The organism is Bradyrhizobium tropiciagri (assembly GCF_018130505.1).
Lineage (GTDB): Bacteria > Pseudomonadota > Alphaproteobacteria > Rhizobiales > Xanthobacteraceae > Bradyrhizobium > Bradyrhizobium tropiciagri_B.
On sequence record NZ_JAFCKH010000015.1, the window covers coordinates 45,518 to 70,710 of the forward strand.

Consider the following 25,193-nt stretch of genomic DNA (forward strand, 5'->3'; position numbering starts at 1 on the left):
ACGGTCTGTCGATGGATGCTCTGCAAAGGATCGCTGACGCTGACGACCGCACGCCGGAGAGGAACGCCGCCAAGACCATAGCCCGCAGTCGCGCCAGGCAGCGATTGATCTGACTGCTCGGCCGGCGGGACCTTCAGCGGCCAAGACCTTTAGCGGCCAAGACCTTCAGCGGCTCAGTTGATCGTCGCGGCAGGGGGAGAGGCAACTCCGGCGGCAGCGCTTCCCTGCCGCGAATGGGGGGCGATCTCAGCCCCCTTTTCTGCGGACCGGTCCCCGGCCGGTTCGGACATCGTCGGGAAAAGCGGGCCAATCTGCACGATGTCTCCCGGCCGAAGCTGGAAGTCGACGGCGGCCTCATACCTCACATTCGTCGTGCCATTGGTGCGGATCACCGTGATCGCCGCCTGCGTCTGATCCGTGGTCAGATATCCGACCTGGCGGGCATAGGCCGCGCGCAGTCGATGCGCGGCCGGAAGGCTCACGCTCAGCTCGAGAAGCGATCGCTCGGTCTCCCGAAGCTCGGTCGATACCCGGCGGTGGTAGACATTGCGCAGCTCGGCGATCCTGAAGCGCACCTCGCCCACCAGAAGCTCAGCCTTCAGCGCGTCGGATTCCAGGCGTCCGATATTTCCATCGATGCGCGCTTCCTCGCGCCTGACCTCGATGTAGGTCGACTTCCGCGCCAGGCCGCTCTTCGCCAACTGCTCGTAGTCGGTGATCAGTTCGCGATTCAAGCCACGCTGCGTCAGTTCGAGATTAGACTGCCGTTTGAGCGATGCGATCTCCGCTTCCAGTCTCGGGAATTGCTGCTCGAGGGCCTCCGTCTCCTGCTGAACTGCTTGCCGCTCGGCAGCGAATGCCAACTGTTCACTCTCCTGAATCTGGGAAATGCGGGCGGGATCGAACGCAATTCCGGACATGTCGCTGAAATCGATCTTGTCCTGGTCGTTTTGCAAGGCAGTCAGCCGCGCGCGCTTTGCGAGGAACACGACGCGGTTCGTCTCGAGCAGGCGAACGCGCTCCTCCGCCTGCAACAGCGATCCAAGCGCGGCGCCCTGCTGCGCTTCGGACGTGCCGATGCCTCCTGCCCGCGCGATCGCCGCGAGGACCGACAAGCCCTCCCGATAGGGATACAGGCCGGGCGTGCGGACGAGGCCCAGGACATAGATGGGGCTGTATTCCGCTATCCTCGCGCTCACCGTCGGATTGCGCACATAATCCGGGGTAAGGGCCTTCACGATGCCGCCCTCGAGCTCGGTGAGCGTAAGGTTGACGGCCTGCACATCACCGATCAGCGGGAGACGGATATGACCGCTCTGGTCGACGGTCGCCTCGCCCGACAGATCGGGCTGACCGAACACCGTCACCATGATCTTGTCGCCGGTGCTGATCCGATACGCTTTCGGAGCAGCCGGCTGTGCTGCGGCAACATCAATCGACAAAATCTGAAGGGCGAATATCAGGAGCGCGCAAGCACAAGCGATCGCGACGCATGTTCCCTGCTTACGCTGCCACTTGCGCAACACTGCGATCATTCTTGCCAACCGGGTCGGGCTGCTAATGGGCCAGAGCCAACATAGGCAAAGCCGGCAGGCCATGCCGGACCCTTAGTGGGTAATCCTTCTTAGACAGACCACCCCCGAAATCTCAGTGCATAGGCGGGGACAGCCAATCCTATGCTGCAAGTCCACGCCGAAAATCCGCGTTGAAATCGGGCCGCCGTCAAGACCAGGAACAAGATCCGGCACACGCGGAACGGCTACCACGGACACTCTACCCCAATCGTTCTCGAACAGGATGATTGGGCCAACAACGGAGGGACAAGCAACTTAGCTATCGCGTATTTCCCTGCCCATCAAGGGCCCCCACTGCAATTTCGGCAGTACTCGAGGGATCATTATGGCAAAGAAGACCATTACAGTAGTCATTGAACCGCATTTGCTGGTTCGCGAGGCGCTTGAGTCGCTAATCAAAAACTACTCCTACCGGGTCGTGTGCAGCGTCGGATCTGCCGCCGATCTCGACGATGCGACCGCACCTGACGATCCGAAGCTCGTCATCCTGGGCGGAGACTGCATCGACGATGCAATTGCGGAAGCCGTCAGCATTCGCAAGCGGTGGTCCGGCACCAAGATCGTGGTGCTGTTCGAGCAGGCAACCATCGCGGATTTCCAGAAGCTCCTGACCTCGGATGTCGACGGCTGCGTCCCTCTGTTCGCATCTCCCGAGACGCTGATCAGGACCCTGGACCTCGTCAACATCGAAGACGCCCGCGTGGTGGTGACGGCCAACATGAGAAGCCCCGCCACACGGCCAACTCCGACGAGCAAGGCGCGCGAGCCGCAAGGTGGCAATGGCGAGTCCGCCCCCTCGAGTCATGGTGAACACGATGCCGGCTCGGTGAACGTCGTCAGCATGTCCGCGAAACCGACCATGAACGGCTACGGGCCGATGCAAGCGGCCGGTCACGCGGGCTCTCTGCAGGCAGTGGGATCCACGCAAAATGGCCCCAAGCTGTCGGAGCGCGAGGCCCAGATCCTCGACGGCCTGGTGCAAGGGCACGCCAACAAGGTCATTGCTCGGACATGCGAAATCACCGAAGCGACCGTCAAGGTCCACATGAAATCGATCCTGCGAAAGATCCAGGTCGCGAACCGGACGCAAGCAGCCGTTTGGGCGCTGGAGCACGGCCACTCCGTTCACCAGATCAAGGATGCGTGCTGACTCAGTCAGGACGGCCTTCGATTTGCAGCTTGTGAAGATTGGGGGGTGAGCAGTGAACCCTGCTACCGACTTGCGCATTGAGCGCGGAGACGTTCTCGGCGTCAATGTGTGCGCCATCACCATTGACGACGCGGTCGCCGCGATCGAGCACTGGATACGCGAGGAGTGCCGCGAGTATGTCTGCATCACCGGCGTCCACGGCGTGATGGAATGCCGTCGTGACCCGTCGCTGCGTCAGATCCACAATCAGGCAGGCATGGTGACGCCGGACGGCGTTCCACTCGTCTATTTCCTGCGCCTGATCGGCAAGACGAAGACGCAACGGGTTTATGGACCTGACTTGATGCGGGAAATGATGGCGGTTTCCGCCCGGCGCGGCTACCGGCAATTCTTCTACGGCGGCGACGTCGGGCTTGCCGAGAAACTCGAGGAAACCCTGGTCAAGTCGGTCCCCGGACTGCAGGTGGCAGGCACCTTGTGCCCGCCATTCCGGGAAATGACGCCGGAAGAGGATCGCGCCACCGTCGACGCGATCAACGCCGCGCGGCCAGACATCGTCTGGGTCGGGTTGAGCACCCCGAAACAGGAGCGCTGGATGGCAGCACATCTCGGGCGTATCGAAGCGCCCGTCATGATCGGCGTCGGCGCAGCGTTCGATTTCCTCGCGGGAACGAAACGCCAGGCGCCGAAGTGGATGCAGCGTCATGCGCTCGAATGGCTGTTTCGGCTGTGCTCGGAGCCTCGGCGCTTGTGGCGGCGTTACGCCTATATCGTGCCGCGCTTCATGTTTCTTGCCTCCGGCGCCCTCGTCCGCAGGGCGGTGACCACCGGAAGCGAGAAGCGTGAGATTGCGCGCTGAAGCAGCACCTCATCGCGCGTTGCGCATCAATGCAGGGTACGGCTCCTGCGTGGGCACGACATCCGCCGGCGTGACATCCTCGGCCTCGAGCGAGGGCGTCTCGATAACGCGCTCGAGCCAGATCTCGCGCCACCAGGAATAGATGCTGCGCGGGCAGAACATCTTGCTCGAACTATAGTGCGAGCGGCACCACACGCCCTCCAGAATGACCGCCGGCGTCTTCATCGTCCTCATGACGCCCGTCTTCTCGTCGACGAAGCGTTCAACCACCGTTCTGACACGGAACACCTTGCCGCAATACGGCACCAGTTCAGCATCGAAATGCATTCCCCGGTTATTGCCGGCCGTATCCAGTGTAGCGAGGATCTGCTCCAGGGGCCGCACACGAACGAGATCACCGGCACGGATGCAGCTTTCGCCGAGTGGCGTCTGCGATCCCGCCGGAATCTTCCCTCTGCGGCGCGGGAACGGCACCCCTCCCCAGAGCGACTGGAAACGATCATAAAGCCAGCGGGCGGGTTCGCCCCACTTCCTGTTGAATGCGCCGGAGCCGTAATAGTAGGTCTGGTAGATGAATCCGGTCAGGATCGTGCTGACGGGCGTGTTGCCCGAAAGATAATCCTCCGCATATTGGCGCGCATCCCACCACTTCAGGGGGCGAGCGAAATCGAGCACCTCCGTCGCCTGGCAGGAATACCGCGTCGGCTGCTCCGGTTGCTTGGTCGCGCGCCAGACATCGCTCTCGCTGCAGCCACCGGCGGGCGGGAACTGAGCGACGAATTCCTCGTCGGCCTCTGCCCTGGCTTCCGCGTCGACCGGCCTCAGCCACGCTTCCTTCCAGAACAGCAGGCAGCCCGCCTGGCAGCCGCCATACGCTTTCCCGTCGCAGCGGAGGTCGAGATGAATGCCATGTGGGAGCTTGAGCCCGCCGAGGGTGCCCGGAGCATCGCAAGTCTTGTGCGCGCGCTTGTAGACCTGGAACCTCCTGCCGCAATACTCGAGCATTTGCGGCATGAACGGCAGGCCTTCGAGCCGCCCGCTCTCGTCGAGCGTTCTCAGGATCTCCTCACGGCTACGAACCTCGACCCAATCGCCTGCCCGCCAACTCATCGAGCGCGCTCCCATGCCATTGACCTTGCAAGAGAATAGATCGGCTGCGACAAGTTGGCGTGGGATTTTGGGGGTAACCCCGCCACCCCTTCCGGTCGAACGCGGAACCATGGTGGTGCTTGACTGCGCGCTCCGCAGCCCGGTCGGTCAGAGCTGGCTCGGCATCAGCCGCGCGCGGGCTTGCTCGTAGATCGCGAGCAGCATCTCGCAATTGCGCTCCGCAGTATAATGGAGTTCGAACTCGCGCCGGACAGCGTGCCGCATCCGCTGCCGCTGTGCTTCATCCGACGCGAGGAACTCGACCTGCCTGGCGAGATCTTCGGCGTCGCCGGGCCGCGCGTGCAATCCGGTCCGGCCGTGGTCGATCAACTCACCGAGCGCTCCGATATTGCTGGCGATCACCGGCACACCGGCGGCAAACGCCTCGACCACGACCATCGGGAACCCCTCGTACCAGATCGAAGGAATGATCAGCATTTGGGCGCGCCGCAGCATATCCGCCACGCGGTCCTTGCTGACCTGCCCGAGCAACTCGACGTTCGCCATGCCTCGCGCCGCCGCTTGCACTTCGGCCATCAAGGGCCCGTCGCCGGCGATCTTCAGGGGAAGGTCGACGCCAGGCCGCTTCCACGCGCCAAGCAGAGGGCGGATGCCTTTCTCTACCGACAGCCGTCCGACGAAGAGCGCGAAGCCGCCGTCGCCCTGCCCGGTCGCCGCAGCCGAGTGTGCAAAGTTCGGCTTTACAAAGAGGCGGTCGGGCGGAAGCCCGCCTCGAATGAACGTCTCGCGGCCGAACCTGGTGAGAGCGATGTAGGCATCCACCATCCCCCACGTTCCCAACGCACGATGCACCGCCAGCATGCTGGCGACCGACGCGGTTGCCGCCCGGCTGCCCCGATAGCAGCCGTGAACCACGCCGTGTATCGCAGCCGTCTTTCCGAGGCATTGCTCGCAGATGCTACCGTTGCGAAGGAGCTGCGAACCGGGACAGACCAGCCGGTAATTGTGCAGCGTCTGCACCACCGGCACCCCCGCCTCATGCGCCGCGCAATACACCGACGGCGATAACAGAGGGAAGAAGTTGTGGACGTGCATGATGCCCGGGCGGAAGCGCGCGACCTCGTCCGCCACCCGCCGTTTCGCGGCCGGAGAATAGATCGCGGTGAAGCCGGCGACAGCCTTGCTCAGTGCGCCCGAGATCTCCGCATTGTCCGCATCGAGCAGCGAGACCTCATGACCGTGATCCTCGAGCATGGCTTTTTCGGCCGCGACCACGACATCCTCACCGCCGGCGAACTTGTAGCGATTGTGGACAAGCAGGACCCTCATGCCCGGGCCTGTCGCGCCGTCTCCAGCTGCAGGCGCGCCCGCTCGATGAACTTGTGTCCGCACCAGTCCGGATTGCGCAGATTGAACCAGAGTTTCATCGCGCATCGCCGCAGCAACTGGCCGGGATCGTCGCTCAGGCCCAGCGACTGCCGGATCGCATCCGCCTCGCGCGCGGCAGCGTCGGTGTGAAGGACGCTGTGGTTCCGCCGGTGCCGGCGCCAGCAGGCAAGCGGCTGGGCGACCCGCTCGAACGGCTCCTGTTGAAGCGCACGGGCGAACAGCTCGAAGTCGGCAGACACGTCGTAGTGCTCGTCATACCCGCCGAGCTGCGCGAAGAAGTCCCGGCTGATATAGGTCGCCAACGGAGAAATCACGTTCCAGTCCAGCGCGACGTGAGCGGCCACAGGCATCCATTGCGGCGGCGCGCGAAACTCGCCCAGACTGTGACCATCCGGAGTTATCCAGCGAAGTCCGCCGATCACCCATCGCCGCCCGCTCCGCCGGTACGCCGCGACAACGGCCTCCACGGCGCCGGGCAGCAGCATGTCGTCGGCTCCCAGGAAGCCGATCAGCTCGCCCATCGCCGCGCGATAGCCGATGTTCATTCGGCCGGTCAGGCCGACCGTTGGCTCCCGCAGCACGCGCGCGCCGAGAGCGGCAGCAAGCTCGGCCGAACCGTCCGTGCTCCCGCCATCGATGATCAGGTGCTCGACCAGGGCGCCGCGCGGCGTCTGGGCCTTGACCGACTCGATGCACGCGCGCAGATCGTCTCCGCCATTCAGCACCGGTGTGACGATGCTGATAATCATCGTCCCCTCCCCGTGCCCTCGATGTGCCCGTGCGAGCCTTGATCATCGGACGACAGCATCCGGGCAACCGTCCAGCAACCTGCGATCAGCCGAACGACCCGCGCGACGCAGAGGACCAGTGCGCAACCCGCCACCGTGTGCAACCCGACCAGCGGAACGCACAGCGCGACGACCGCAAAGCTTATTCCATTCATCCACACGGCACGCTTGGCCGATCCGACGCCATGAAGGTATGTGCTGATCAGTTCGGCAACCGCATTCATGGCGACCGCCACCATCATCAGATCGACGGCGTGCTCCAGGTGGGCGTAGGGTGAGTTGGGCCCGTAGAACAGGACGAGCACGGTGTGAGTCATCAGCGTCACCGGGATGACGCAGAACAGAAGCAGCGTCCCGCCAATGATGATGTAGGGCCGCGCCGCTCTCCAGGCGTTCCGCAAGCCGCCCGCTACATGAGCCTGCGTCACCGTGGGCAAAATGATGTTGGACAGGCCGAAGACAATCGGGTTGGCGAGATTGACGACGTTCAGGACGGCCTGGAAGGCCGCGGCGGTTGCCAGGCCGTCCGACGTTGCCAGCGCCCATGGAAATGCCTGCACGGTGACAATCAGGATCACGCCGTTCACGAAGGCCCACCTTCCGTGCGTCCAGAAGCCGTGCAGCAACTCGCGCGTGTTGCCGCCGCGGGGAAACGAAGGAGGTCGCTGAAAGACCTGGACGGCGATGGCGAGGGCACATGGGACGGCCATCACAAACAGCGCATTCGACACGCCGGGGCTGTGAAAACTGCCGAGCAAGGCGATGCCGGCGGCCGCGCCGATGTAGGTGATGCTGTCGCCGATCGCGGCCGTTCGATGCCTGAACTCCGCCAGCAGCGCGCGTCGCAGGGCATCCTGCATCTGCCACAGCACCAGATACAAAGCGGCCGCCAACGCGATATCCGAACGGCCGAAGACGATGAGGCATGTGGTAACGACCAGCGCGAACGCGCCGGTGGAAAGCGCCGTCAGGGCCAACGATACGAAAACCAGGTCCGATGGGCGCTCCTGCTTGCCGGTCGCGAGCTTCAGCATCAGCGGATAGTAGATCAGCGATGCATTGAAATGCTGGAACAGGAAGAAGCCGCCGAACAGCAGCGCGAACGTGCCGTACTCGGGTGCACCGAGTTGGCGCGCGAGCTGGACGTTAACCAGAAAGGTCCCAAGGCTGATGACGCCTTGATCCAGCAGCGTCCAGAACCCGCCATTGAAACGTTGCCACAGCCGGGCGGCGATTGCCGGGCCCGAGGGGCCAGGCCGGGCCAGCGTCGCGACCGACGGCGAGGCGGTTGGCGCAGTCGCCAGAGCGTCGTCGGAGCTCCGGTTGCTCGGCTCGATAAGTGCCATTAGACGTCGCGTCCGATGCGATGAAATGAGCGGTTGAGTACCGGAGGTTTTGCGATCGGATTCTAGGATATCCAATTCCGCCCGCTATGGGACATCGGTGGGGAAATCGAAAGGGGTACTCACAATGCTCGAACTGATAGCCAGAATGTTCGCAAGTCCCTCGCGTGTGGCAGGCGCTACCCTGCATTCGTAAAACCGCCGAAGCGGCTGCAGAAGCGAGGTCGCGCAAGGGTTTGCATGGAATGCGGTCGTTCCGTCCGCACCGCGACTGGTTGGAGGGGCCCTGATTTGCGCGTCGGTATCGAGACCCTGACCGGGACGGGTATTGCGGGCGTTGGAAGCCATTCGCGCGCCCGATCGATAGTGTCGATTGCATGCGGCGTGTACGCCGTGGGCTATGCGGGCTACCATTTGTCCGGCCCGTTCGAAGCCCTTCGATACCTGATCTATGCCTTGCCGCTGCTCCTCATCGCGTCGTCGATGCAGGATCGCGTTTCGAGTTGGAGCCGGCCAGCCGCGGCCTTCCTTTTCGCCTATGTGGCGTTGGCTGTCGTCAGCTACCTGACTGGAACGCGCGACGTCGCATTCGCCTCACGCAACTTCGTCATCATCGCCTGCGCCATCCTCTGCTTCATGCCGGTCGTCGAGGTCAACGCGGCACAAATCCGCTTCATCTTTCTATGTTCGCTGGTCTATCTGTTCATGGACTATTGGGGCGCCGAACGCGGCGAGATTCGTCTTCTGCAGATGCTGAACAACGGCACCGGCACTGCCGTTGTGGAGGGCTACGACAGCAATGACGGCGGGGGCGTCGTCGGGCCGTTGTACGCGGCGTTCTTTTTCGCGATCGGCGCGAAGCTTCAGTTCCTGCTTGCCTTGATCATGAGCATCGTGGCGGGAAAACGCGTCGCCATCCTCGCGATTGTCGTTGGCGTGTGTGCTGCAATGCTGTTTCGATACGTCCCGGCGCTCAAGCAGAGGCGCAACTGCTTCTTCGCCCTGTTGGCCGCGTTGGCGACCATCAACATTGTGGCCACAAACCTCGACACCATCTCCGAATACGTATTCCACAGCGCCAGCATTACCGTCAGTTTCGATGAAGTCATGCTCGGGCGCTATGCGATTGCCATCGAGTTGAACCGCATGATGGACACGCGGCCCTTCGTCGAGTCGCTTTTCGGATCCGGGCCGGGCGGTGCCGATACCCTGGCCTCGATCGTCTCGAGCGGAGTGCTGACGCAGCCGCACAATGACTGGATGAAGATCCTTCACGACTACGGGATTGCAGGATCGATCGTGATGACCACGTTCATGGCCCTGCTGTTTTCGACATCCGCGACCGCGGCCGTGATCGCGATTACGACCGCTATCATCATGTCTACGGACAACGTCCTCATCTACCTCTTCTACTGGTTTCCGGCAGCTCTGATGGTCGCCTATTCTCAGGTGCAGGAGCCTGCCGCGCGCAGGACGCCGTGGTGACTGCCTGCGGGAGCCCGCTGCCATGCTGACCAGACGGATGCTTTTGGGCGGCGTTCTCGTGTCGGTGCTGTCGGGCAGATCGGCAGCAGCTCAGGCCGACATCTACGTATCGACGTCCGGAAAGGAGCAGTGGTCCGGGCGCCTCCCGGAGCCACGGCAAGACGGGACCGATGGACCGGTCGCATCGATCGAGCAGGCGAAGCGGCGTGTTGCCGAACTGCGCCTGCGCGAGCCCGGCCGCGAACGACCCATCATCGTCTCCATTCGCGGCGGCACCTACTATCTGAGCGAGCCGCTCACATTTGGCCCGGAAGACTCGGGCACGGAAAACTCCCCGACCATCTTTGAGGCTTTCTCAAATGAAACCCCCGTGCTGAGCGGCGGCGTACGGATCACGGGTTGGCAAATCACCGACGAAGGACATTGGCGGACGACGCTGGATGAGGTGCGCTCCGGCCAGTGGTCGTTTGCCCAACTGTTCGTGGACGATCAGCGGCGCTACCGTCCGCGTCTGCCCGAGCGGGGTTACTATCAGATTGCGGAGCAACTCGGCCGCGGGCAATTTGGCTTCGCCGACGGCGACATCCGCACCGACTGGGCCGATCTGAAAGACGTGGAGGTAGTGGCATTTCATGTGTGGTCGGCGCCGCGCATGCGGATCAGGTCCGTCGTCGCGGCTGAGCATCGGGTGGTATTCACCAATCAGAGTTGGAGAGCTTTCGACAAGGGCAACCGGTACCTGGTGGACAATGTGCGGGACGCGTTGCGCCAGCCCGGCCAGTGGTATCTCGACAGGTCGCTCGGGCAACTCACCTACATTCCAAAGGCCGGAGAACAGCCTGACAAGGCCGTGGTGATCGCCCCCCGGCTCGAACAGCTGGTCGCGTTTCGGGGTGACCTGCCAGGCAAACGTTGGGTCACGAACCTGCAGTTTCGCGGCCTCACCTTCGCCCACAGCAATTGGACGTTGCCGAGCACCGGCCAGGACTTCCCGCAGGCCGAAATAGGGCTGCGGGCGGCGATCGAAGCATTTGGTGCCCGCGATATCGCCTTCGAACGCTGTGCCATCCGGCACGTCGGCGCCTGCGGCATCGCTTTCGGCGCCGGATCACGCAACAATCGCCTAGAGAGCTGCGAGCTGATCGACCTCGGAGGCGGCGGCGTGAAGATCGGACACGCCGGCAGCGGGACCTGGGACAGCATCAGGCAACCCGCGAACGATCCCGAGATGCACGTGTCCCACCACGTCATCCGCAACTGCCTGGTCGCGCATGGCGGCCGCCTGCACCCGGCGGCCAACGGCATCTGGATCGGGCAATCCTCGTACAACACCGTCGAACACAATGATGTCTTCGACTTCTACCAGATCGGGATTTCGGTCGGCTGGACCTGGGGGTACACGCGCAGCGACGCGCACCACAACGATATCGCCTTCAACCACGTGTACAGGATCGGCCAGGGCGTGACCTCGGACATGGGCGCGATCTATACCTTGGGCGTGCAGCCCGGCACGGTCGTGCGCAACAACCACATCCACGATGTCCGGTCGTTCCTCGATGCCGGGTGGGGTTTGTACACGGACGAAGGATCCAGCGAGATCGTCATGGAGAACAACCTGGTGCACCACACCAAGAGCGCCGGCTTTCACCAGCATTTCGGCAGGGAGAACCGTATCCGGAACAACATTTTTGCCTACGCTGGCGAGTTTCCGCTGGAGGTGACCAAATCCGAACCGCACATTTCGTTCTATTTCGAACGCAACATCGTCTATTGGAGCAATAGCAAACCGTTGATCGGAGGGTGTCCCGCGGCTTCGCCGCCGTGCAATGTCAACATCAAGTTCGATCGCAACATCTATTGGAACACCGTCGCCAAGCGGCCTGTTTTCCCGGGTAGCTTCCTGCTGAATCTGTGGCGCGAGGGAACCCAGGACGAGCAAGCGTTGTTCGCCGATCCGCTGTTCGTGGATGCTGAGAAATCAGACTTCCGCCTGAAGGCCAATTCGCCGGCGCTGCAGACTGGCTTCCAACCCTTCGATGCAACGCAGGCCGGCCGGCAGGAGCCAGCCTTGCTGAGCGCGAACCTGCCAGGCGTCCCGCCGGGCTTTTCCTAGGCTGAACAGGTGGAGCGAATTCTCGACCGCGATGTCGCTTTCCGCACTACCGCGAATGCGGATGGTACACCAGCGTCCGTTTCCGGTCGGTATCCTTGCCAAGTGGCTGATCATCGACCGCGCGTACCGGCGCCCTGCGATCACGCCAGAACGCGAAGCCGACCCCAGCCAGTAAGCCAAACAGAATAGACAGTCCGAAGATCATGATTCCCTTGGGGCTGGTCGGCGTGTAGTTCGGAACGGCCAGCCTGACGCTCTGGTTATCGGCGACCTCGAGTTGATCGTCATCCTGCGAATTCATCGCAGCTTCCAGTGACGTCCGATCGGCTTCAAGTTCGTCGACCGCCTGCAAGGTCTTCGGATGCTTTTCGCCGTAGAGCGCCAGACGCTCGCGCAGCTCGGCTTCCGCGGCGACGACCTTGTTCTGCCGCCGCTGCCTGACCTTGTCGCGCAGATATTCGGCAACGACGGCGTTGACGACCCTCGCAGCCTCCTCCGCGGACGAGGCCGTGAACGAAATCGAGATCAGGTATGAACGTGTCTCATTGGTGACGACAATTCTCTTGCGCAACGCCGCGACCGTGCGATCGAACGGCGAGTAGCTCCGGGTTTCCGGCAACCACGCGGCCCGGAACCGGTCCAGGTGCATCTTCAACCACGAACCGGAGACGTTCGGATCCTGTCCCAGACGTTTTGCGACTGCCCGCAGCAGCGCCTCGGAGCGGATCAGGAGAGCCTCGCCATTGACGATGGACGCTCCATCGGTGTTCCCCAGCGCTACGACTTTCGATTGCTCGCGGGACACCAGATTGGGATAGATCAGCGCCTCCGCCGAATATTTGCGCGGCAACAGCGGTATGAGAATGCACGCGATCACCAGTGCGAGCGCGACGAATACCGCGATCAGCCAGCCGTGCCGGGTGATCCACGGAATGATGCTCGCGGCCATGTCGTCATAATGGACACGATATTCCGAAGGATCGAGCTGGAAATCCAGCCGCTTCTCGCGATTTGGCTTTATTGGCGCGGTCATCGTGGAGTTCTTAGCGGATCGCGCAGCACGACGGGCAAGCACTTCGGGCGACATCTGCGCGGCAAAGGGACTACCTCCAACGAGACGGGCCGGCCTCTGCCGCATCGCAGCGTCCCGGGGTTACCCCCGACGGTTCGTTGACACTATGGACCGCCCCCGACACGCTTTGACCGAATGTCAGGGTGAGCTGACCCCTCACAATCGCAGCTGATGAAGCACGGCGCCGCAGGAAGTATCGGCGGGGCAAGGTTCGGGTTGTCCGCGACTGAACCCCATCACGCGACACGAAGAAGGGCTGCCGAGATGAAGACAGTTCTGTTCTGCGGCGGGCTCGGGACTCGGATCCGGGATGTATCCGAAAGCATCCCCAAGCCGATGATTCCGATCGGGGACAAGCCGATCCTCTGGCACCTGATGCACTACTACAGCCAGTTCGGGCACAACGACTTCGTGCTCTGCCTCGGTCACAAGGCGCACGTCATCAAGGAATTCTTCCTGAACTACAAGCCGCAGACCTATGCCGACTGCGTCGTCAAGGGCTTCGGCAGCCAGGTCGAGATCCTCGGCGATCCGCAGCAGGACTGGCGCGTCGCCATGATCGACACCGGCATCTGGCGAAACATCGGAGAACGCCTGTGGGCCGTGCGCCAGCATGTCGCCGGCGAGGAGATGTTCTACGCCAATTACAGCGACGGTCTTTCCGATATCGATCTCACCGAAATGACCCGGCTGTTCCGCGCCAGCGGCAAGGTCGCGTGCTTTACTGCGGTACGGCCGTCGTTCAGCCTGCATCTGGTCGACATGCGGCCCGACGGCAAGGTTGAACGGATGCGGGCCAGCCAGGATGCCAACCTCTGGATCAACGGAGGCTTCTTCATCTTCCGCCAGGAGATATTCGACTACATGGCGGAAGGCGACGAACTCGTCGAGGCGCCCTTCAGGCGGCTGATCGAAGCCGACCAGCTGATGGCTTTCCAGCATGAAGGCTTTTGGCGGCCGATGGATACGCTGAAGGACAAGCACGTGCTCGACGACCTCGTCGAGAAGGGCACGATGCCCTGGCTGCTCCATCAGATCCCGCGCGGCGCTGAATTCGAGGCCGAAAGGAAAGCCGGATGAAGCCGGTCGTACTTGCCGAGCCGGGCCAGCGTCTTTCGCTGCTCTGCATCGGCGCTCATTCGGACGATATCGAGATCGGCGCCGGCGCGACAATTCTCGGATGGATCGAGCGAGGCGTCCGCCTGGACGTGCACTGGGTCGTGCTCAGCGCCGCCGGGCCGCGAGCCGACGAAGCACGCGCATCGGCCCACGCGTTCCTTGCGGGCGCGGCGCGATCGACGATCGAGCTGGCGGAATTCCGCGACGGCTATTTTCCCTACCAGGGCGCCGCCATCAAGAACTGGTTCGAGGAGCTGAAAACGCGCGCGTCGCCCGACGTGATCCTGTGCCATTGGCGCGGCGATGCGCATCAGGATCATCGGGAAGTGTCCGCGCTGACCTGGAACAGTTTTCGCGATCACGTCATCCTCGAATACGAGATTCCGAAATGGGACGGCGATCTGGGCCAGCCCAATCTGTTCATCCCGGCCGGCAAGGCGCTGATGGAGCGCAAGGCAAGGCTGCTTCATGAGCATTTCGGCACGCAGCGTTCGAAGGACTGGTTCGACGCGCAGACGTTCATGGGGCTGGCGCGGCTTCGCGGCGCCGAGTGCCGCGCGCCGGACGGATTCGCGGAAGCCTTCCATGCGCGGAAGATCTTGGTGCAGTGACGAGGACAAGAGATCATGAAGGTACTGGTAACCGGCCATCTGGGATACATCGGAACCGTGATGGTTCCTCTGCTGTTGCGCTCCGGTCACGACGTGATCGGCCTCGACAGCGATCTCTATGCCAACTGCACCTTCGAGGCCGGCGGCCGCATCGCCTCCGTGCCGCATATCCGCAAGGATGTCCGTGACGTCGTCAGCGGCGATCTCGAGGGCATCGATGCCGTCATTCACCTGGCCGCGCTGTCCAACGACCCGCTCGGAAATCTGTGCCCTGACCTCACCTACGACATCAATCACCATGGCAGCGTCCGGCTCGCGATGGCTGCCAAGCAGGCCGGCGTCGGCCGCTTCCTGCTGGCGTCCTCGTGCAGCAATTACGGCCGGGCCGGCGAAGCGATGCTCGACGAGACCGGAGACCTGAACCCGGTCACCGCCTATGGTGAATCGAAGGTGCGCGCAGAGCGAGGGATCTCCCCGCTCGCGGACGACAGCTTCTGTCCGACCTACCTGCGCCCGGCGACCGCGTACGGCGCCTCGCCGCGCATTCGCTTCGACATCGTGCTCAACAATCTGGTGGCCTGGGCCGTCACGAAGCAACTGATCTACTTGAAGTCCGACGGGTCGCCCTGGCGCCCGATCGTCCATATCGAGGATATCTCGCGCGCCTTCATCGCGGCAATGGAAGCGCCGCGCGACCTCGTCTTCAATCAGGCATTCAACGTCGGCCAGACCGCCCACAATTATCGCGTTCGCGACATTGCCGCGATCGTCGCCGACGTGGTTCCCGGCTCCCGGCTGGAGATGGCCCCTGACGCAAGCGCGGACACGCGATCCTACCGTGTGAGCTTCGACAAGATCGCCCGCGTGCTGCCTGCCTTCAAGCCGCAATGGGACGCGCGCCGCGGTGCCGAGCAGCTCTACGATGCCTATCGCCGGTCTAGCCTGACGCTCGAGGAGTTCGAGGGACCGCGCTACCAGCGCATCAGCCATATCCAGAAGCTGATCGCCGACGGCGTCATCTCGGACGATTTGCGGCACCGGCAGGCAACCGGCCGGGAAACCGAGCGCAAGCTGGCTGCGGCCGGCGGATAGAGGGAGGCAACCGATGATCTTCACCGAGACGAAGCTGAAGGGCGCCTACATCATCGATCTCGACCGCAAGACCGACGAGCGCGGCTTCTTTGCGCGGGCGTTCTGCCGCAAGGAGTTCCGCGACCATGGGCTGAAGCCGATCATCGCCCAGGCAAACCTCGCCTCGAACGCTCGCAAGGGAACGCTGCGCGGCATGCACTTCCAGTATCCGCCGGCGGCGGAGAGCAAGCTGGTTCGATGCACGCGCGGCGCCATTCTCGACATCATCGTCGACCTGCGGCCCGAGAGCCCGACCTATCTTCAGCACATCTCCGTCGAGCTGAACGAGGACAACATGACCTCGCTCTACGTGCCGGAGCGCTTCGCCCACGGCTATCAGGCGCTGCGCGACAACACGGACACCAGCTATCAGGTCGGCGAGTTCTACACGCCGGACGCCGAGGGCGGGCTTCGACACGACGATCCGCGGCTTGGGCTGGAATGGCCGCTTCCGGTGACGGTGATCTCGCCGAAGGACCAGGCCTTCCGGCCACTCAGCGAGATCGAGAACGAGGTGAAGCACAGGATGTCGGTCGCGATGGCGGCCTGACGCCGCGCCTGCGCCTTGCGCGTGAAATTCCGGCGATGGAGCAACGGGCATGTGGATACTCGATACGGCGTTGAAGGCATGCGCGGATCACAAGCGGCCAATCCGGGTCGGCATCATCGGCGCCGGCTTCATGTGCCAGGGCCTGACCAACCAGATCGTCAACAGCGTGCCCGGCATGCGGGTCGTCGCGATCTCCAACCGCCGTCCCGAGCGGGCCGTGGCAGTGTTCGAATATGCCGGCTGCGAGGACATTGCCGTTGCCGAGTCGCAAGCCAAATTCGACCAGGCCGCCGAGCGCAAGCGGCCGGTAGCCACCGCTGACGCGATGCTGCTGGCGCGATCGCCGCACATCGACGTGCTTGTCGACGTCACCGGCTCGGTCGAGTACGGAGCGCGCGTTACGCTCGAGGCGTTCAAGCACGGCAAGGACGTCGTCCTGATGAACGCCGAGCTCGACGGGACGATCGGTCCTATTCTCCACACGTACGCCAAACAATACGGCGTCATCCTCACCGGCTGCGAGGGCGACGAGCCGGGCGTCCAGATGAACCTCTATCGATGGGTCAAGGGCCTCGGCCTCACGCCGCGCCTGATGGGCAATGTGAAAGGGCTCCAGGATCCCTATCGCAACCCGACCACGCAGAAGGGCTTTGCCGACCGTTGGGGACAGAACCCCGCGATGGTGACCAGCTTCGCCGACGGCACCAAGATCAGCTTCGAGCAGAGCATCGTCGCCAACGCGACCGGCTTCAAGGTGCGCTCGCGCGGCATGTCGCGCGGACTGGAGTACACGGGCGACGTGCTCAAGATCGGCGAGCTGTACGACATCGAGGAGCTCCGCAACCTCGGCGGCGCGATCGACTATGTGGTGGGAACGCCGCTGACCAAGGTCTATTGCCTGGCCGAGCATCGCGATCCGAAGCAGCAGCACTACCTCAATCTGTACAAGATGGGAACGGGGCCGCTCTATTCGTTCTTCATCCCCTATCATCTGGTGCACTTCGAAGCACCGAACGCCATCGCGCGGGCTGTGCTGTTCAGGGATCCGACCACCACGCCGCTCGGCGGTCCCGTCGTCGAAGTCTGCGCCGTCGCCAAGCGCGACCTCAAGGCCGGCGAGGTGCTCGACGACTACGGCATGTACATGACGTATGGCGAGGCGGTGAACAGCGAGGAGATGTGCGCCCGGCGCTACTTGCCGGAAGGCCTGGTGGAGGGTTGCCGGTTGAAGCGCGATATCGCCAAGGACGCCGTGATGACGTACGACGACGTCGTGCTTCCGAGCGGGCGCCTCGCCGACCGGTTGCGCGCCGAGCAATATCGCAGCTTCCGGGGCGAAACCTGGCTCGAGGAGCTGTTGACGGCCTCGACCGCATCCGAACGCAATTCATCCGAGGCCCCGATCCCAGTTTCATAGCAGGATCAGGCTATCTGTTTACTCGCTGAACGCGTCGATCGGCAGCGACGCGGCGCGCCCTGACCGTCTCGGGCGGGTGGTTCCGTCCTGCACCAGCGAAGGAACTCTCCTTCGAAGGTGCGCGCCCCAAAATGTCGAAAACAACCCCATGCAAAGTGGCCGCCATCAAAGATCCGCTGGCTCCGGCGCGGAGCCAAATCGAAATTAGCTTTGCGGTCGAGCGCTTCACCCCTAAAGTCCCGCCCCCCGGGCGTGGGTTCCGACGGGCCTGTGAAACGGAGTTGAAGCCATGGCCAAACCGGAAAGCTTCCCGATCGAGAAGATCTACGTTCCCGTGAAAAGGAAGAAGTCGGTCAGGCCCGAAGTCGTCGAGGAAATCGCGGGAAGCATCCTGGAAAGCGGACAGCAGGCGCCGATTCTGGTGCGGCCCGATGAGGACCGCTTCGTGCTGGTCGACGGACTGCATCGGCTCGAGGCCTGCAAGGCACTCGGGGAGGAAACGATCCTCGGGATCGTGGTCTCGGCCGAGTTCGCGCAACACAAGACGGTCTTGTCCGAAAGCCCCGAGGCCGAGGCCGAGCGCGACAAGATGGCGCGGCTGAAGAAGATGCGCCTCGAGAAGGAAGCCGCGGAACGATCGACTGCCGCCTCGACGGGCGCCAGGGAAACGGACGCGCAATTTCAGCGAACCCGTCCGGCGAAGAGCGGGCGTGGCGATGCCAAGGCGTTGCCAGGCCGGACGTCGGATTCGCGACCGAAGACCCTGTCGGACTGGATCACCCGGCAAAAAAACGACGGCGGCCGTTATTGATTGCCGGCTCGAGGCTTGGCTTGAAATGCCAATGGACCAGCTGCGCCAGAGCATGATCCGGAAAAGTTTGAAGCGGTTTTCCGAACAGATCATGCTCAAACAAAGAGCTAGAGCGCGATGATCGCGCTCTAGAGATCGAGACCCAGCAGGCGGATGGCGTTTCCGCCCGCAAGCTGCGCCAACGTCGCCTCGTCCATTCCGGGAACGCCGGCGATGTGGCCGATCGGGTTGAACTCCGCCATGTCGAACGGATAGTCGGTCCCCATCAGGATGCGATCCGGTCCGAAGACGTCGAGCAGGTAAGCGAGCTGGTGATAGGTGAAGACCACCGTATCGAGATAGACCTGACGCAGGTAGGTCGTCGGCGGTAGCGGCAGATCGGCGTGCGAATCCCGTCGCGCGCCCCACGCGTGGTCGATCCGCCCCGAATAGGCCGGCAGATACCCGCCGCCATGCACCGCGAGCAGCTTGAGATCGGGAAACCGCGCCAGCGTGCCGCTGAAGATCAGATTATGCAGCGCCAGCGTGGTCTCCAGCGGATTGCCGATGACGTTGTTGAAGTAGTAGCGCGTGAAGCGCTCGCCTTGGGTGAAGCCGTTCGGATGCAGCATGATCAACGCGCCGAGTTGCTCGGCGCGCGCAAAGAACGGCCGGTACTCGGGGTCCGACAATTCCTTGCCGTCGACATTGGTGAGGATCTGAACGCCCTTCAGCTTCAGCTCGGACATCACGTAGTCGAGCTCGCGCACCGCAAGCTCCGGCTGCTGCAGCGTGACCCCGCCCAGCCCGAGGAAGCGATCGGGCTTGCGCGCGCAGAATTCGGCGACGCCGTCATTTGCGATCCGATGCGCCGATTCCGCGATCTTGGGATCCACCGAATAATAACACTGCCCCGGCGCGGGCGCGACGACCTGGACGTCGATGCCCATCCGGTCGAGATCTCGCAGCCGCCGGTCGATCGTCGTCATGACCTCCCGGAGGTCTTCCTCCTGCCCGGCGTTGATCTCCTTGCTCGCGGCATCCGCGAAATGGGCCAGCGGAATCCTGCTGATATCGACGTGCGGCCGCGCAACCTTGGCTGCCTCGGGAACGACGATGTGGGCATGGATGTCGATGGTCGGCGACGAGGGCCGGCGTGCGCGCCCGTCCGCATCCTGGATGCGCGCAGCCGTCAAACCATAGCGATTCTTGCGATCGATCATTGGGAAATCCGTTCTGGCCAGTGGGATTGGGGTTACGCCTGCATGACCGTCCATTCAAGCGCCGTGCTGAAGCGCTTGACCGCGGCCGCCACATGCGCGCGCAACAGGCTGACCGCGCGGCGCGAGTCGCGCGCCTGCAGCGCCGTGATGATGGCGTTGTGCTCTTCGACGAACTTGTGCGCATTCGGCCCGCGCACGGCCGCGACGCTCATCCGGACCAGCCGTTCGGTCTCCTCGATCAGGTCGCACGCGGTTCGTGCCATCCGCGCATTGCCCGAGCAGCGCGCCAGCGTGCAGTGGAAATCCTGATTATACGTGATGAACTCGCGCTCATAGTCGCCGTCGAATTCGCGAAACCGGTCGAGCGATTTGAGTTCTTCGTCGGACGCGTTCTTCACCGCCTCGGCAAGGCAGGCGAGCTCCATCGCGAGGCGAAAGCTGAAGACTTCGTTGGCATCCCGCAGCGACACCGGAGCCACGCGGTAGCCCTGGCGCGGAATGACGATGATGAGGCCTTCGCTGACGAGCTGCTGCAGCGCCTCGCGCACCGGGGACTTGCTGACATCGAACTCCTGGGCGAGCTCCTGCTCGCGCAGCTCACGGCCCGGCGGCAACTGGCAGGTCAGAATTTGCTGCCGCAGCAGCCCGTAGATCCGTTTGCTTTGCATCGCGGCCGAAAATGCTCCGTCGGGCTCATTCGTGAGATATCACGGCGTTGCCCCAACCATTGATATCCGACACCAAGATACCCTGCACCACCTGATTGCGCTATCAATTTCGCGGAATTCGGCCCATTCCGATGACCTTCTTGACTCTCCTCGCGATCTCGTGACATCTCAGAAGACAAACAAATAACAACATCAGATGTATCAATATCTGTTTCCAAGGAGGTAGGCATATGCGGCGGATCGGCGCCCTGTTTTCGACCACGTTCCTGATCGGTTGGGCCCTGGCGGGTGCTGCGGAAGCGGCAGAGCCGCTCAAGGTCGGGTTCATGACCGTGAGGTCAGGCGCGCTGGCCGCGGGCGGGCGGCAGATGGAGGAAGGCCTCCAGCTGTGCATCGATGCGCACAAGGGCGAGATGGCCGGCCGCAAGATCCAGATCATCACCGCCGACACAGCCGGTCAGCCGGCCGTTACCAAGACCAAGGCGCAGGAGCTGGTTGAGCGCGACGGCGCACAGGTTCTGATCGGGCCGCTGGCGGCGTTCGAGGCGCTCGCCATCGACGACTACATCCGCCAGACCAAGACTCCGATCATCTCCCCGTCGGCGGCGGCGGAAGACCTGACGCAGCGCAAGCCCAACCCATGGTTCGTGCGCGCAGTCGGCACCTCGGCGCAGGCCCATCACGCGCTTGGCGAATACGCCGCCAAGGAATTGAAGTACAAGCGCATCGTGATCATCGCCGACGACTTTGCCTTCGGCCACGAACTCTCCGCAGGATTCCAGCGCACGTTCGAGCAGAACGGCGGCAAGGTGATCCAGAAGCTGTGGTCGCCGCTGAATGCGGCCGAATACGGCACCTACATCACCCAGATCGATCCCACCGCGGATGCGGTGTTTGCCGGCTTCGCGGGCGGCAACGGCATCAAGTTTCTCGGCGAGTACAAGAACTACGGCATGCAGAAGCCCGTGCTCGGCGCAATGACGACCGTCGACGAAGGCATCCTCAAGCGGATGGGAGATGAGGCGCTCGGCGTGATCTCCGCCGGCTGGTACAGCGCGGCGATCGATACGCCCGCCAACAAGAAATTCGTTGCGGCCGTGCAAAAGGCCTACAGCGCCGACCCCGGCTACTACACGGTGGGCGCGTACATGGCGTGCGAATTCCTCAACAACGCGCTCGAACAGGTGAAGGGCGATATTTCCGACAAGGCGGCCTTCATGAAGGCACTGCGCAGCGTCAACATGCCCGAAAGCCCCTACGGGCAGGTCAAGCTCGACCAATACGGCCAGCCGATCCTCGACATCACGATCCGGAAGGTCGAGAAGAAGGACGGCAAGCTGCAGAACACCGTCATCAAGACCTATCCGGCGGTCAGCCAGTTCTGGACCTATGGGCCCGACGAGTTTCTGAAGAGCCCGGTCTATTCGCGCGACTGGACGCCGGCCAAGTAAGTTCGGTTCAGGTCATTCGGCTGAGCGAAGAGAGATCCGCATGAATTTCTGGGTCATTCAAGGTTTGAACGGCCTGGCCTTCGGGTCTCTCCTCTTCATTCTTGCGTCCGGATTCTCGCTGATCTTCGGCCTGATGCGCATCGTGAACCTGTCCCATGGTGCGTATTTCATGCTGGGGGCCTATGTCGGGATTTCGGCGATGGCCGCCGGTGCCAGCTTCTGGACAGCCATCCTGATCGGCGGCGTCGCGATCGCCGTGCTGGGCGCGGTGATCGAGCGGCTGATCTTGCGTCGCCTGACCGGGCAGCCGCTGGCACAGGTGCTGGTGACGCTCGGCATCGCGTTCATCATCGCGGACGCCTGCGTCTGGATCTGGACCGGCGATCCGCGCCCGGTGCCGATGCCGCGGGAACTCGCCGGCGCGTTCCGCATCCATCAGCTGGCGTTTCCGATCTATCGCCTGTTTGTCATCGGCGTGGCGTTCACGCTGGCTGCCGCGTTGTGGTTCCTGCTCGAGCGTACCCGGCTTGGTGCGATGATCCGCGCCGGCGTCGACGATCTCAACATGGCGCGCGCCATGGGCATCCGCACATCTGTTCTATTCCCGGTGGTGTTCTGTCTCGGCTCGGCGCTTGCCGGCGCCGGCGGCGTGCTGGCGGGGCCCATCCTCTCGGTCTATCCCGGCCTCGACACCGACATGCTGCCGCTGGCCCTCGTCGTCGTGATCCTTGGCGGGGTCGGCAGCCTGCTCGGTGCGTTCATCGGCAGCCTGATCATCGGCTTCATCTACAGCTACGGCCAGGCGCTGTTTCCGGATCTCGCCTACATGATCCTGTTCCTGCCGATGGTGCTGGTCCTGACCTTGCGCCCCACCGGCCTGTTCGGGAGGCAAGCGATTTGATCCGCGCTTCGCGTCAACAGGCGGTCCTCGCCCTCGTCGCCATCGCCGCGCTGCTGGCGATGCCGTGGCTGGTGACATCGGACTATTACATCAACATCGCGACCCAAATCGTGATTGCCGCGATCCTGGCGATGAGCCTCAACGTGCTGGTCGGGTTCGGCGGAATGATCTCGCTCGGCCATGCGTCCTATCTCGGCGTCGCCGCGTATCTCACGATCTATCTCAGCACGCATGCCGGCGTGGGAGCGCTCGGCAGCGCGCTGATCGCGATCGGCGCGACAACGCTGCTCGCCATGCTGTTCGGCTATCTTGCGCTGCGCGCGTCCGGGCTGGGCTTCCTCATGATCACGCTGGCGCTCGGCCAGATCCTGTGGGGCATCGCCTATCGATGGGCGAGCCTCACCGGCGGCGACAACGGGCTCGGCGGCCCGATCCGACCACGGCCGTTCGGGATCGACCTGATGAACCCGACCGCATTCTTCTACTTCACCCTGATTTTCCTGGTGCTGGCGGTGTGGCTGATCTCGCGCTTCGTCCAGTCGGGGCTCGGACAAAGCCTGCAAGGCGCGCGCGACCAGCCGCGGCGCATGCGCGCGCTCGGCTACAATGTGTGGCTGATCCAGTGGCTGAGTTTCGTGTTCGCTGGATTTTGGGGCGCAATCGCCGGGATGCTCTACGCCTATTACCACCAGTTCGTCAGTCCGCAGGCGCTGCATTTGACGACCTCGGCCGAAACGCTGCTGATGGTCGTGGCCGGCGGAACCGGCACCCTGTTCGGACCGGTGGTGGGCGCAGCGCTCGTCGTCATCCTGAAGAACGTCGTCAGCGCCTACATCACGCGTTGGCTGATGCTGCTCGGCGTCGTCTTCGTGGCGATCGTGCTGTTCATGCCGGAGGGCATCGTGCCCGGCCTGCGCCGGCTGCGCGAGACGATGAAGATGCGCCCGGCTTCGTCCGCTGAGGCGTCCCTGCCCGCTGCCGAGGAGCGGACGACATGACCGCGCCCGCTCTGGAAGTGACCGGACTTCATCGCTTCTTCGGCGGCCTGCCCGCCGTGCGCGACGTCTCGATGCGGGTGCCGGTCGGCGAACGGCGCCTGCTGCTCGGGCCGAACGGCGCCGGCAAGACCACGCTGTTCAATCTGATCGCGGGCGACTTTCCGGCATCGCGCGGCGAGATCCGCATCTTCGGCGAGAACGTCACCGGAAAGACCGCAGACCAGCGCACGCATCTCGGGATGGCGCGCACCTACCAGATCATCACCCTGTTTCCGAAGAACACCCTGGTCCACAACGTCGTCATCTCGCTGCTGGGCCTGCTCAAGCTCCGCTTCAATCCGCTATCGGACATCAGGAAGCACACGGCGCTGTGGGACGAAGCGCGGTCGATCCTGGCCCTCGTCGGCCTGGAGCACCTTGCCGAGAGAACGGTGGCGGATACCAGCTATGGCGAGAAGCGCCGCCTCGAGATCGCCATGGCCCTCGCCCAGAAGCCGAAACTGCTGTTGCTGGACGAGCCCTTGGCTGGCCTCTCGGCCGATGAGCGGCGGGATGTCGAACGCCTGCTGCAGACGATCCCGCGCGACGTCACGATCATCATGATCGAGCATGACATGGACGTCGCGCTCGCCTTTGCCGATGTCATCACGGTGATGCAGCACGGCCAGATCGTCGTGGAAGGAAATCGCGCCGAAGTGGTCGCCGATCCGAAGACGCGGGAGGTGTATCTTGGGCACTGACGCGCTGGTGATCAGCGGACTCAATGCGTTCTACGGCGATAGCCATGTTCTGCATGATGTGTCGTTCACGGTGAAGCAGGGACAGGTTCTCGGCCTGCTCGGCCGCAACGGCGCCGGCAAGACCACCTGCATCAGCGCCATCGTCGGCCTGGTCCGCGCCAAAACGGCGCGCCTCGAGCTGTTCGGCCAATCCATCGCCGGCCTGTCGCCGGAGGCGATCTCGCTGAACGGCATCGGTCTCGTTCCGCAGGGCCGCAGAATATTCCCATCACTCACCGTAATCGAGAATCTCACCGTCGCCGCGCGCCGCGGCCGCGCAGGCCAGCGCTCACAGTGGACGCTGAACGATGTCTACGAGGCTTTCCCGCGGCTGGCGGAGCGGAAACAGCAGCTCGCCGGATCGCTGTCGGGCGGCGAACAACAGATGCTCGCGATCTCGCGCGCCTTGATGACCAATCCGCGGCTGATCCTGTTCGACGAACCGTCGGAGGGCCTGGCGCCGCAGATCGTCACGGAGGTCGCGGCAGTTCTGAGGCGCCTGCGCGAGAGCGGCCTCTCGATCGTCCTGGTCGAACAGAACATCAGGCTCGCGCTCGAAATCGCCGACGATGTCGTGGTCCTGAATACGGGTTATGTCGCGCATACGGGCGGGGCGGAAGCGCTTCGCGCCGATGGCGCGCGGATCCAGCAACTTCTTGGTATCTATTGAAA

23 protein-coding genes are annotated in these 25,193 nt (G+C 63.3%); 15 read left to right on the plus strand and 8 right to left on the minus strand.

All coding sequences use genetic code 11. The features are described 5' to 3' along the window. Nucleotides 1-173: 173 nt before the first annotated feature. Nucleotides 174-1,535 carry a polysaccharide biosynthesis/export family protein gene (locus tag JQ633_RS31390; RefSeq protein WP_211989523.1) on the minus strand — a complete coding sequence of 454 codons (1,362 nt, stop codon included), beginning with the start codon at nt 1,533-1,535 and terminating at the stop codon, nt 174-176. A gap of 364 nt (nt 1,536-1,899) precedes the next feature. On the opposite strand from JQ633_RS31390, the gene JQ633_RS35280 reads away from it, so the two are divergent. Together JQ633_RS35280 and JQ633_RS31400 are read left to right on the plus strand one after the other, a co-directional pair. Further along, nucleotides 1,900-2,724 carry a response regulator transcription factor gene (locus tag JQ633_RS35280; protein ID WP_249159786.1) on the plus strand — a complete coding sequence of 275 codons (825 nt, stop codon included), beginning with the start codon at nt 1,900-1,902 and terminating at the stop codon, nt 2,722-2,724. Nucleotides 2,725-2,776: 52 nt separating this feature from the next. Next, nucleotides 2,777-3,583 (plus strand): WecB/TagA/CpsF family glycosyltransferase, encoded by an 807-nt coding sequence (locus JQ633_RS31400; protein ID WP_349631637.1) that lies wholly within the window; start codon nt 2,777-2,779, stop codon nt 3,581-3,583. A 9-nt stretch (nt 3,584-3,592) separates the two neighbouring features. Here the strand turns inward: JQ633_RS31400 and JQ633_RS31405 are convergent, their stop codons facing one another. The 4 genes from JQ633_RS31405 to JQ633_RS31420 form a co-directional block, all read right to left on the minus strand. Continuing rightward, nucleotides 3,593-4,693, minus strand: a complete 1,101-nt coding sequence (locus tag JQ633_RS31405; RefSeq protein ID WP_211989525.1) for a hypothetical protein — start codon at nt 4,691-4,693, stop codon at nt 3,593-3,595. Between the two features lie 147 nt (nt 4,694-4,840). Then, on the minus strand, nt 4,841-6,127 hold the full coding sequence (locus JQ633_RS31410; RefSeq protein ID WP_349631638.1) for a glycosyltransferase family 4 protein: 1,287 nt from the start codon (nt 6,125-6,127) through the stop codon (nt 4,841-4,843). Next, nucleotides 6,019-6,831 (minus strand): glycosyltransferase, encoded by an 813-nt coding sequence (locus tag JQ633_RS31415; RefSeq protein WP_211989528.1) that lies wholly within the window; start codon nt 6,829-6,831, stop codon nt 6,019-6,021. Before JQ633_RS31415 ends, JQ633_RS31410 begins: the two co-directional genes overlap by 109 nt. Next, nucleotides 6,828-8,216 carry a lipopolysaccharide biosynthesis protein gene (locus tag JQ633_RS31420; RefSeq protein ID WP_211989529.1) on the minus strand — a complete coding sequence of 463 codons (1,389 nt, stop codon included), beginning with the start codon at nt 8,214-8,216 and terminating at the stop codon, nt 6,828-6,830. The genes JQ633_RS31415 and JQ633_RS31420 overlap by 4 nt, the downstream gene beginning before the upstream one ends. A 288-nt stretch (nt 8,217-8,504) precedes the next feature. Between JQ633_RS31420 and JQ633_RS31425 the strand changes: the two genes are divergently transcribed. Continuing rightward, on the plus strand, nt 8,505-9,698 hold the full coding sequence (locus JQ633_RS31425) for an O-antigen ligase family protein (RefSeq protein WP_211989530.1): 1,194 nt from the start codon (nt 8,505-8,507) through the stop codon (nt 9,696-9,698). A gap of 22 nt (nt 9,699-9,720) precedes the next feature. Next, nucleotides 9,721-11,811, plus strand: coding sequence for a right-handed parallel beta-helix repeat-containing protein (locus JQ633_RS31430; protein ID WP_211989531.1), 2,091 nt, complete (start codon nt 9,721-9,723; stop codon nt 11,809-11,811). Between the two features lie 46 nt (nt 11,812-11,857). Here JQ633_RS31430 and JQ633_RS31435 read toward each other — a convergent pair whose 3' ends face one another. After that, nucleotides 11,858-12,949, minus strand: coding sequence for a Wzz/FepE/Etk N-terminal domain-containing protein (locus JQ633_RS31435; RefSeq protein ID WP_211989532.1), 1,092 nt, complete (start codon nt 12,947-12,949; stop codon nt 11,858-11,860). Between the two features lie 198 nt (nt 12,950-13,147). Between JQ633_RS31435 and JQ633_RS31440 the strand changes: the two genes are divergently transcribed. From JQ633_RS31440 to JQ633_RS31465, 6 genes are all read left to right on the plus strand, one after another. After that, entirely contained in the window at nt 13,148-13,963 is an 816-nt protein-coding gene (locus JQ633_RS31440) for a sugar phosphate nucleotidyltransferase (protein ID WP_211989534.1), read from the plus strand. Then, entirely contained in the window at nt 13,960-14,613 is a 654-nt protein-coding gene (locus tag JQ633_RS31445) for a PIG-L deacetylase family protein (RefSeq protein WP_211989536.1), read from the plus strand. The genes JQ633_RS31440 and JQ633_RS31445 overlap by 4 nt, the downstream gene beginning before the upstream one ends. Before the next feature lie 15 nt (nt 14,614-14,628). Then, entirely contained in the window at nt 14,629-15,705 is a 1,077-nt protein-coding gene (locus JQ633_RS31450; RefSeq protein WP_211989538.1) for an NAD-dependent epimerase/dehydratase family protein, read from the plus strand. A gap of 13 nt (nt 15,706-15,718) precedes the next feature. After that, complete coding sequence (rfbC, locus tag JQ633_RS31455; protein WP_211989540.1) at nt 15,719-16,294, plus strand: dTDP-4-dehydrorhamnose 3,5-epimerase; 576 nt, start codon at nt 15,719-15,721, stop codon at nt 16,292-16,294. Between the two features lie 49 nt (nt 16,295-16,343). After that, complete coding sequence (locus tag JQ633_RS31460; protein WP_211989542.1) at nt 16,344-17,711, plus strand: NAD(P)H-dependent oxidoreductase; 1,368 nt, start codon at nt 16,344-16,346, stop codon at nt 17,709-17,711. A 289-nt stretch (nt 17,712-18,000) separates the two neighbouring features. After that, nucleotides 18,001-18,522: a ParB N-terminal domain-containing protein gene (locus JQ633_RS31465; RefSeq protein WP_211989543.1), complete on the plus strand. Its 522-nt coding sequence runs from the start codon at nt 18,001-18,003 to the stop codon at nt 18,520-18,522. Between the two features lie 128 nt (nt 18,523-18,650). Here JQ633_RS31465 and JQ633_RS31470 read toward each other — a convergent pair whose 3' ends face one another. Both JQ633_RS31470 and JQ633_RS31475 read right to left on the minus strand, forming a co-directional pair. Next, nucleotides 18,651-19,724, minus strand: a complete 1,074-nt coding sequence (locus JQ633_RS31470) for an amidohydrolase family protein (RefSeq protein WP_211989545.1) — start codon at nt 19,722-19,724, stop codon at nt 18,651-18,653. Nucleotides 19,725-19,756: 32 nt separating this feature from the next. After that, nucleotides 19,757-20,392, minus strand: coding sequence for a GntR family transcriptional regulator (locus tag JQ633_RS31475; protein WP_211989547.1), 636 nt, complete (start codon nt 20,390-20,392; stop codon nt 19,757-19,759). Nucleotides 20,393-20,622: 230 nt separating this feature from the next. Between JQ633_RS31475 and JQ633_RS31480 the strand changes: the two genes are divergently transcribed. The 5 genes from JQ633_RS31480 to JQ633_RS31500 are packed head-to-tail and all read left to right on the plus strand — an operon-like array spanning nt 20,623 to nt 25,191. Continuing rightward, entirely contained in the window at nt 20,623-21,843 is a 1,221-nt protein-coding gene (locus tag JQ633_RS31480; protein ID WP_211989549.1) for an ABC transporter substrate-binding protein, read from the plus strand. Nucleotides 21,844-21,883: 40 nt separating this feature from the next. After that, nucleotides 21,884-22,744: a branched-chain amino acid ABC transporter permease gene (locus JQ633_RS31485; RefSeq protein WP_211989551.1), complete on the plus strand. Its 861-nt coding sequence runs from the start codon at nt 21,884-21,886 to the stop codon at nt 22,742-22,744. After that, entirely contained in the window at nt 22,741-23,742 is a 1,002-nt protein-coding gene (locus JQ633_RS31490) for a branched-chain amino acid ABC transporter permease (protein WP_249159787.1), read from the plus strand. The genes JQ633_RS31485 and JQ633_RS31490 overlap by 4 nt, the downstream gene beginning before the upstream one ends. Next, a complete protein-coding gene (locus tag JQ633_RS31495) occupies nt 23,739-24,482 on the plus strand; it encodes an ABC transporter ATP-binding protein (RefSeq protein WP_211989553.1) in 744 nt (247 codons plus the stop codon). The genes JQ633_RS31490 and JQ633_RS31495 overlap by 4 nt, the downstream gene beginning before the upstream one ends. Next, complete coding sequence (locus tag JQ633_RS31500; protein WP_249159788.1) at nt 24,472-25,191, plus strand: ABC transporter ATP-binding protein; 720 nt, start codon at nt 24,472-24,474, stop codon at nt 25,189-25,191. Before JQ633_RS31495 ends, JQ633_RS31500 begins: the two co-directional genes overlap by 11 nt. Nucleotides 25,192-25,193: the final 2 nt, after the last annotated feature.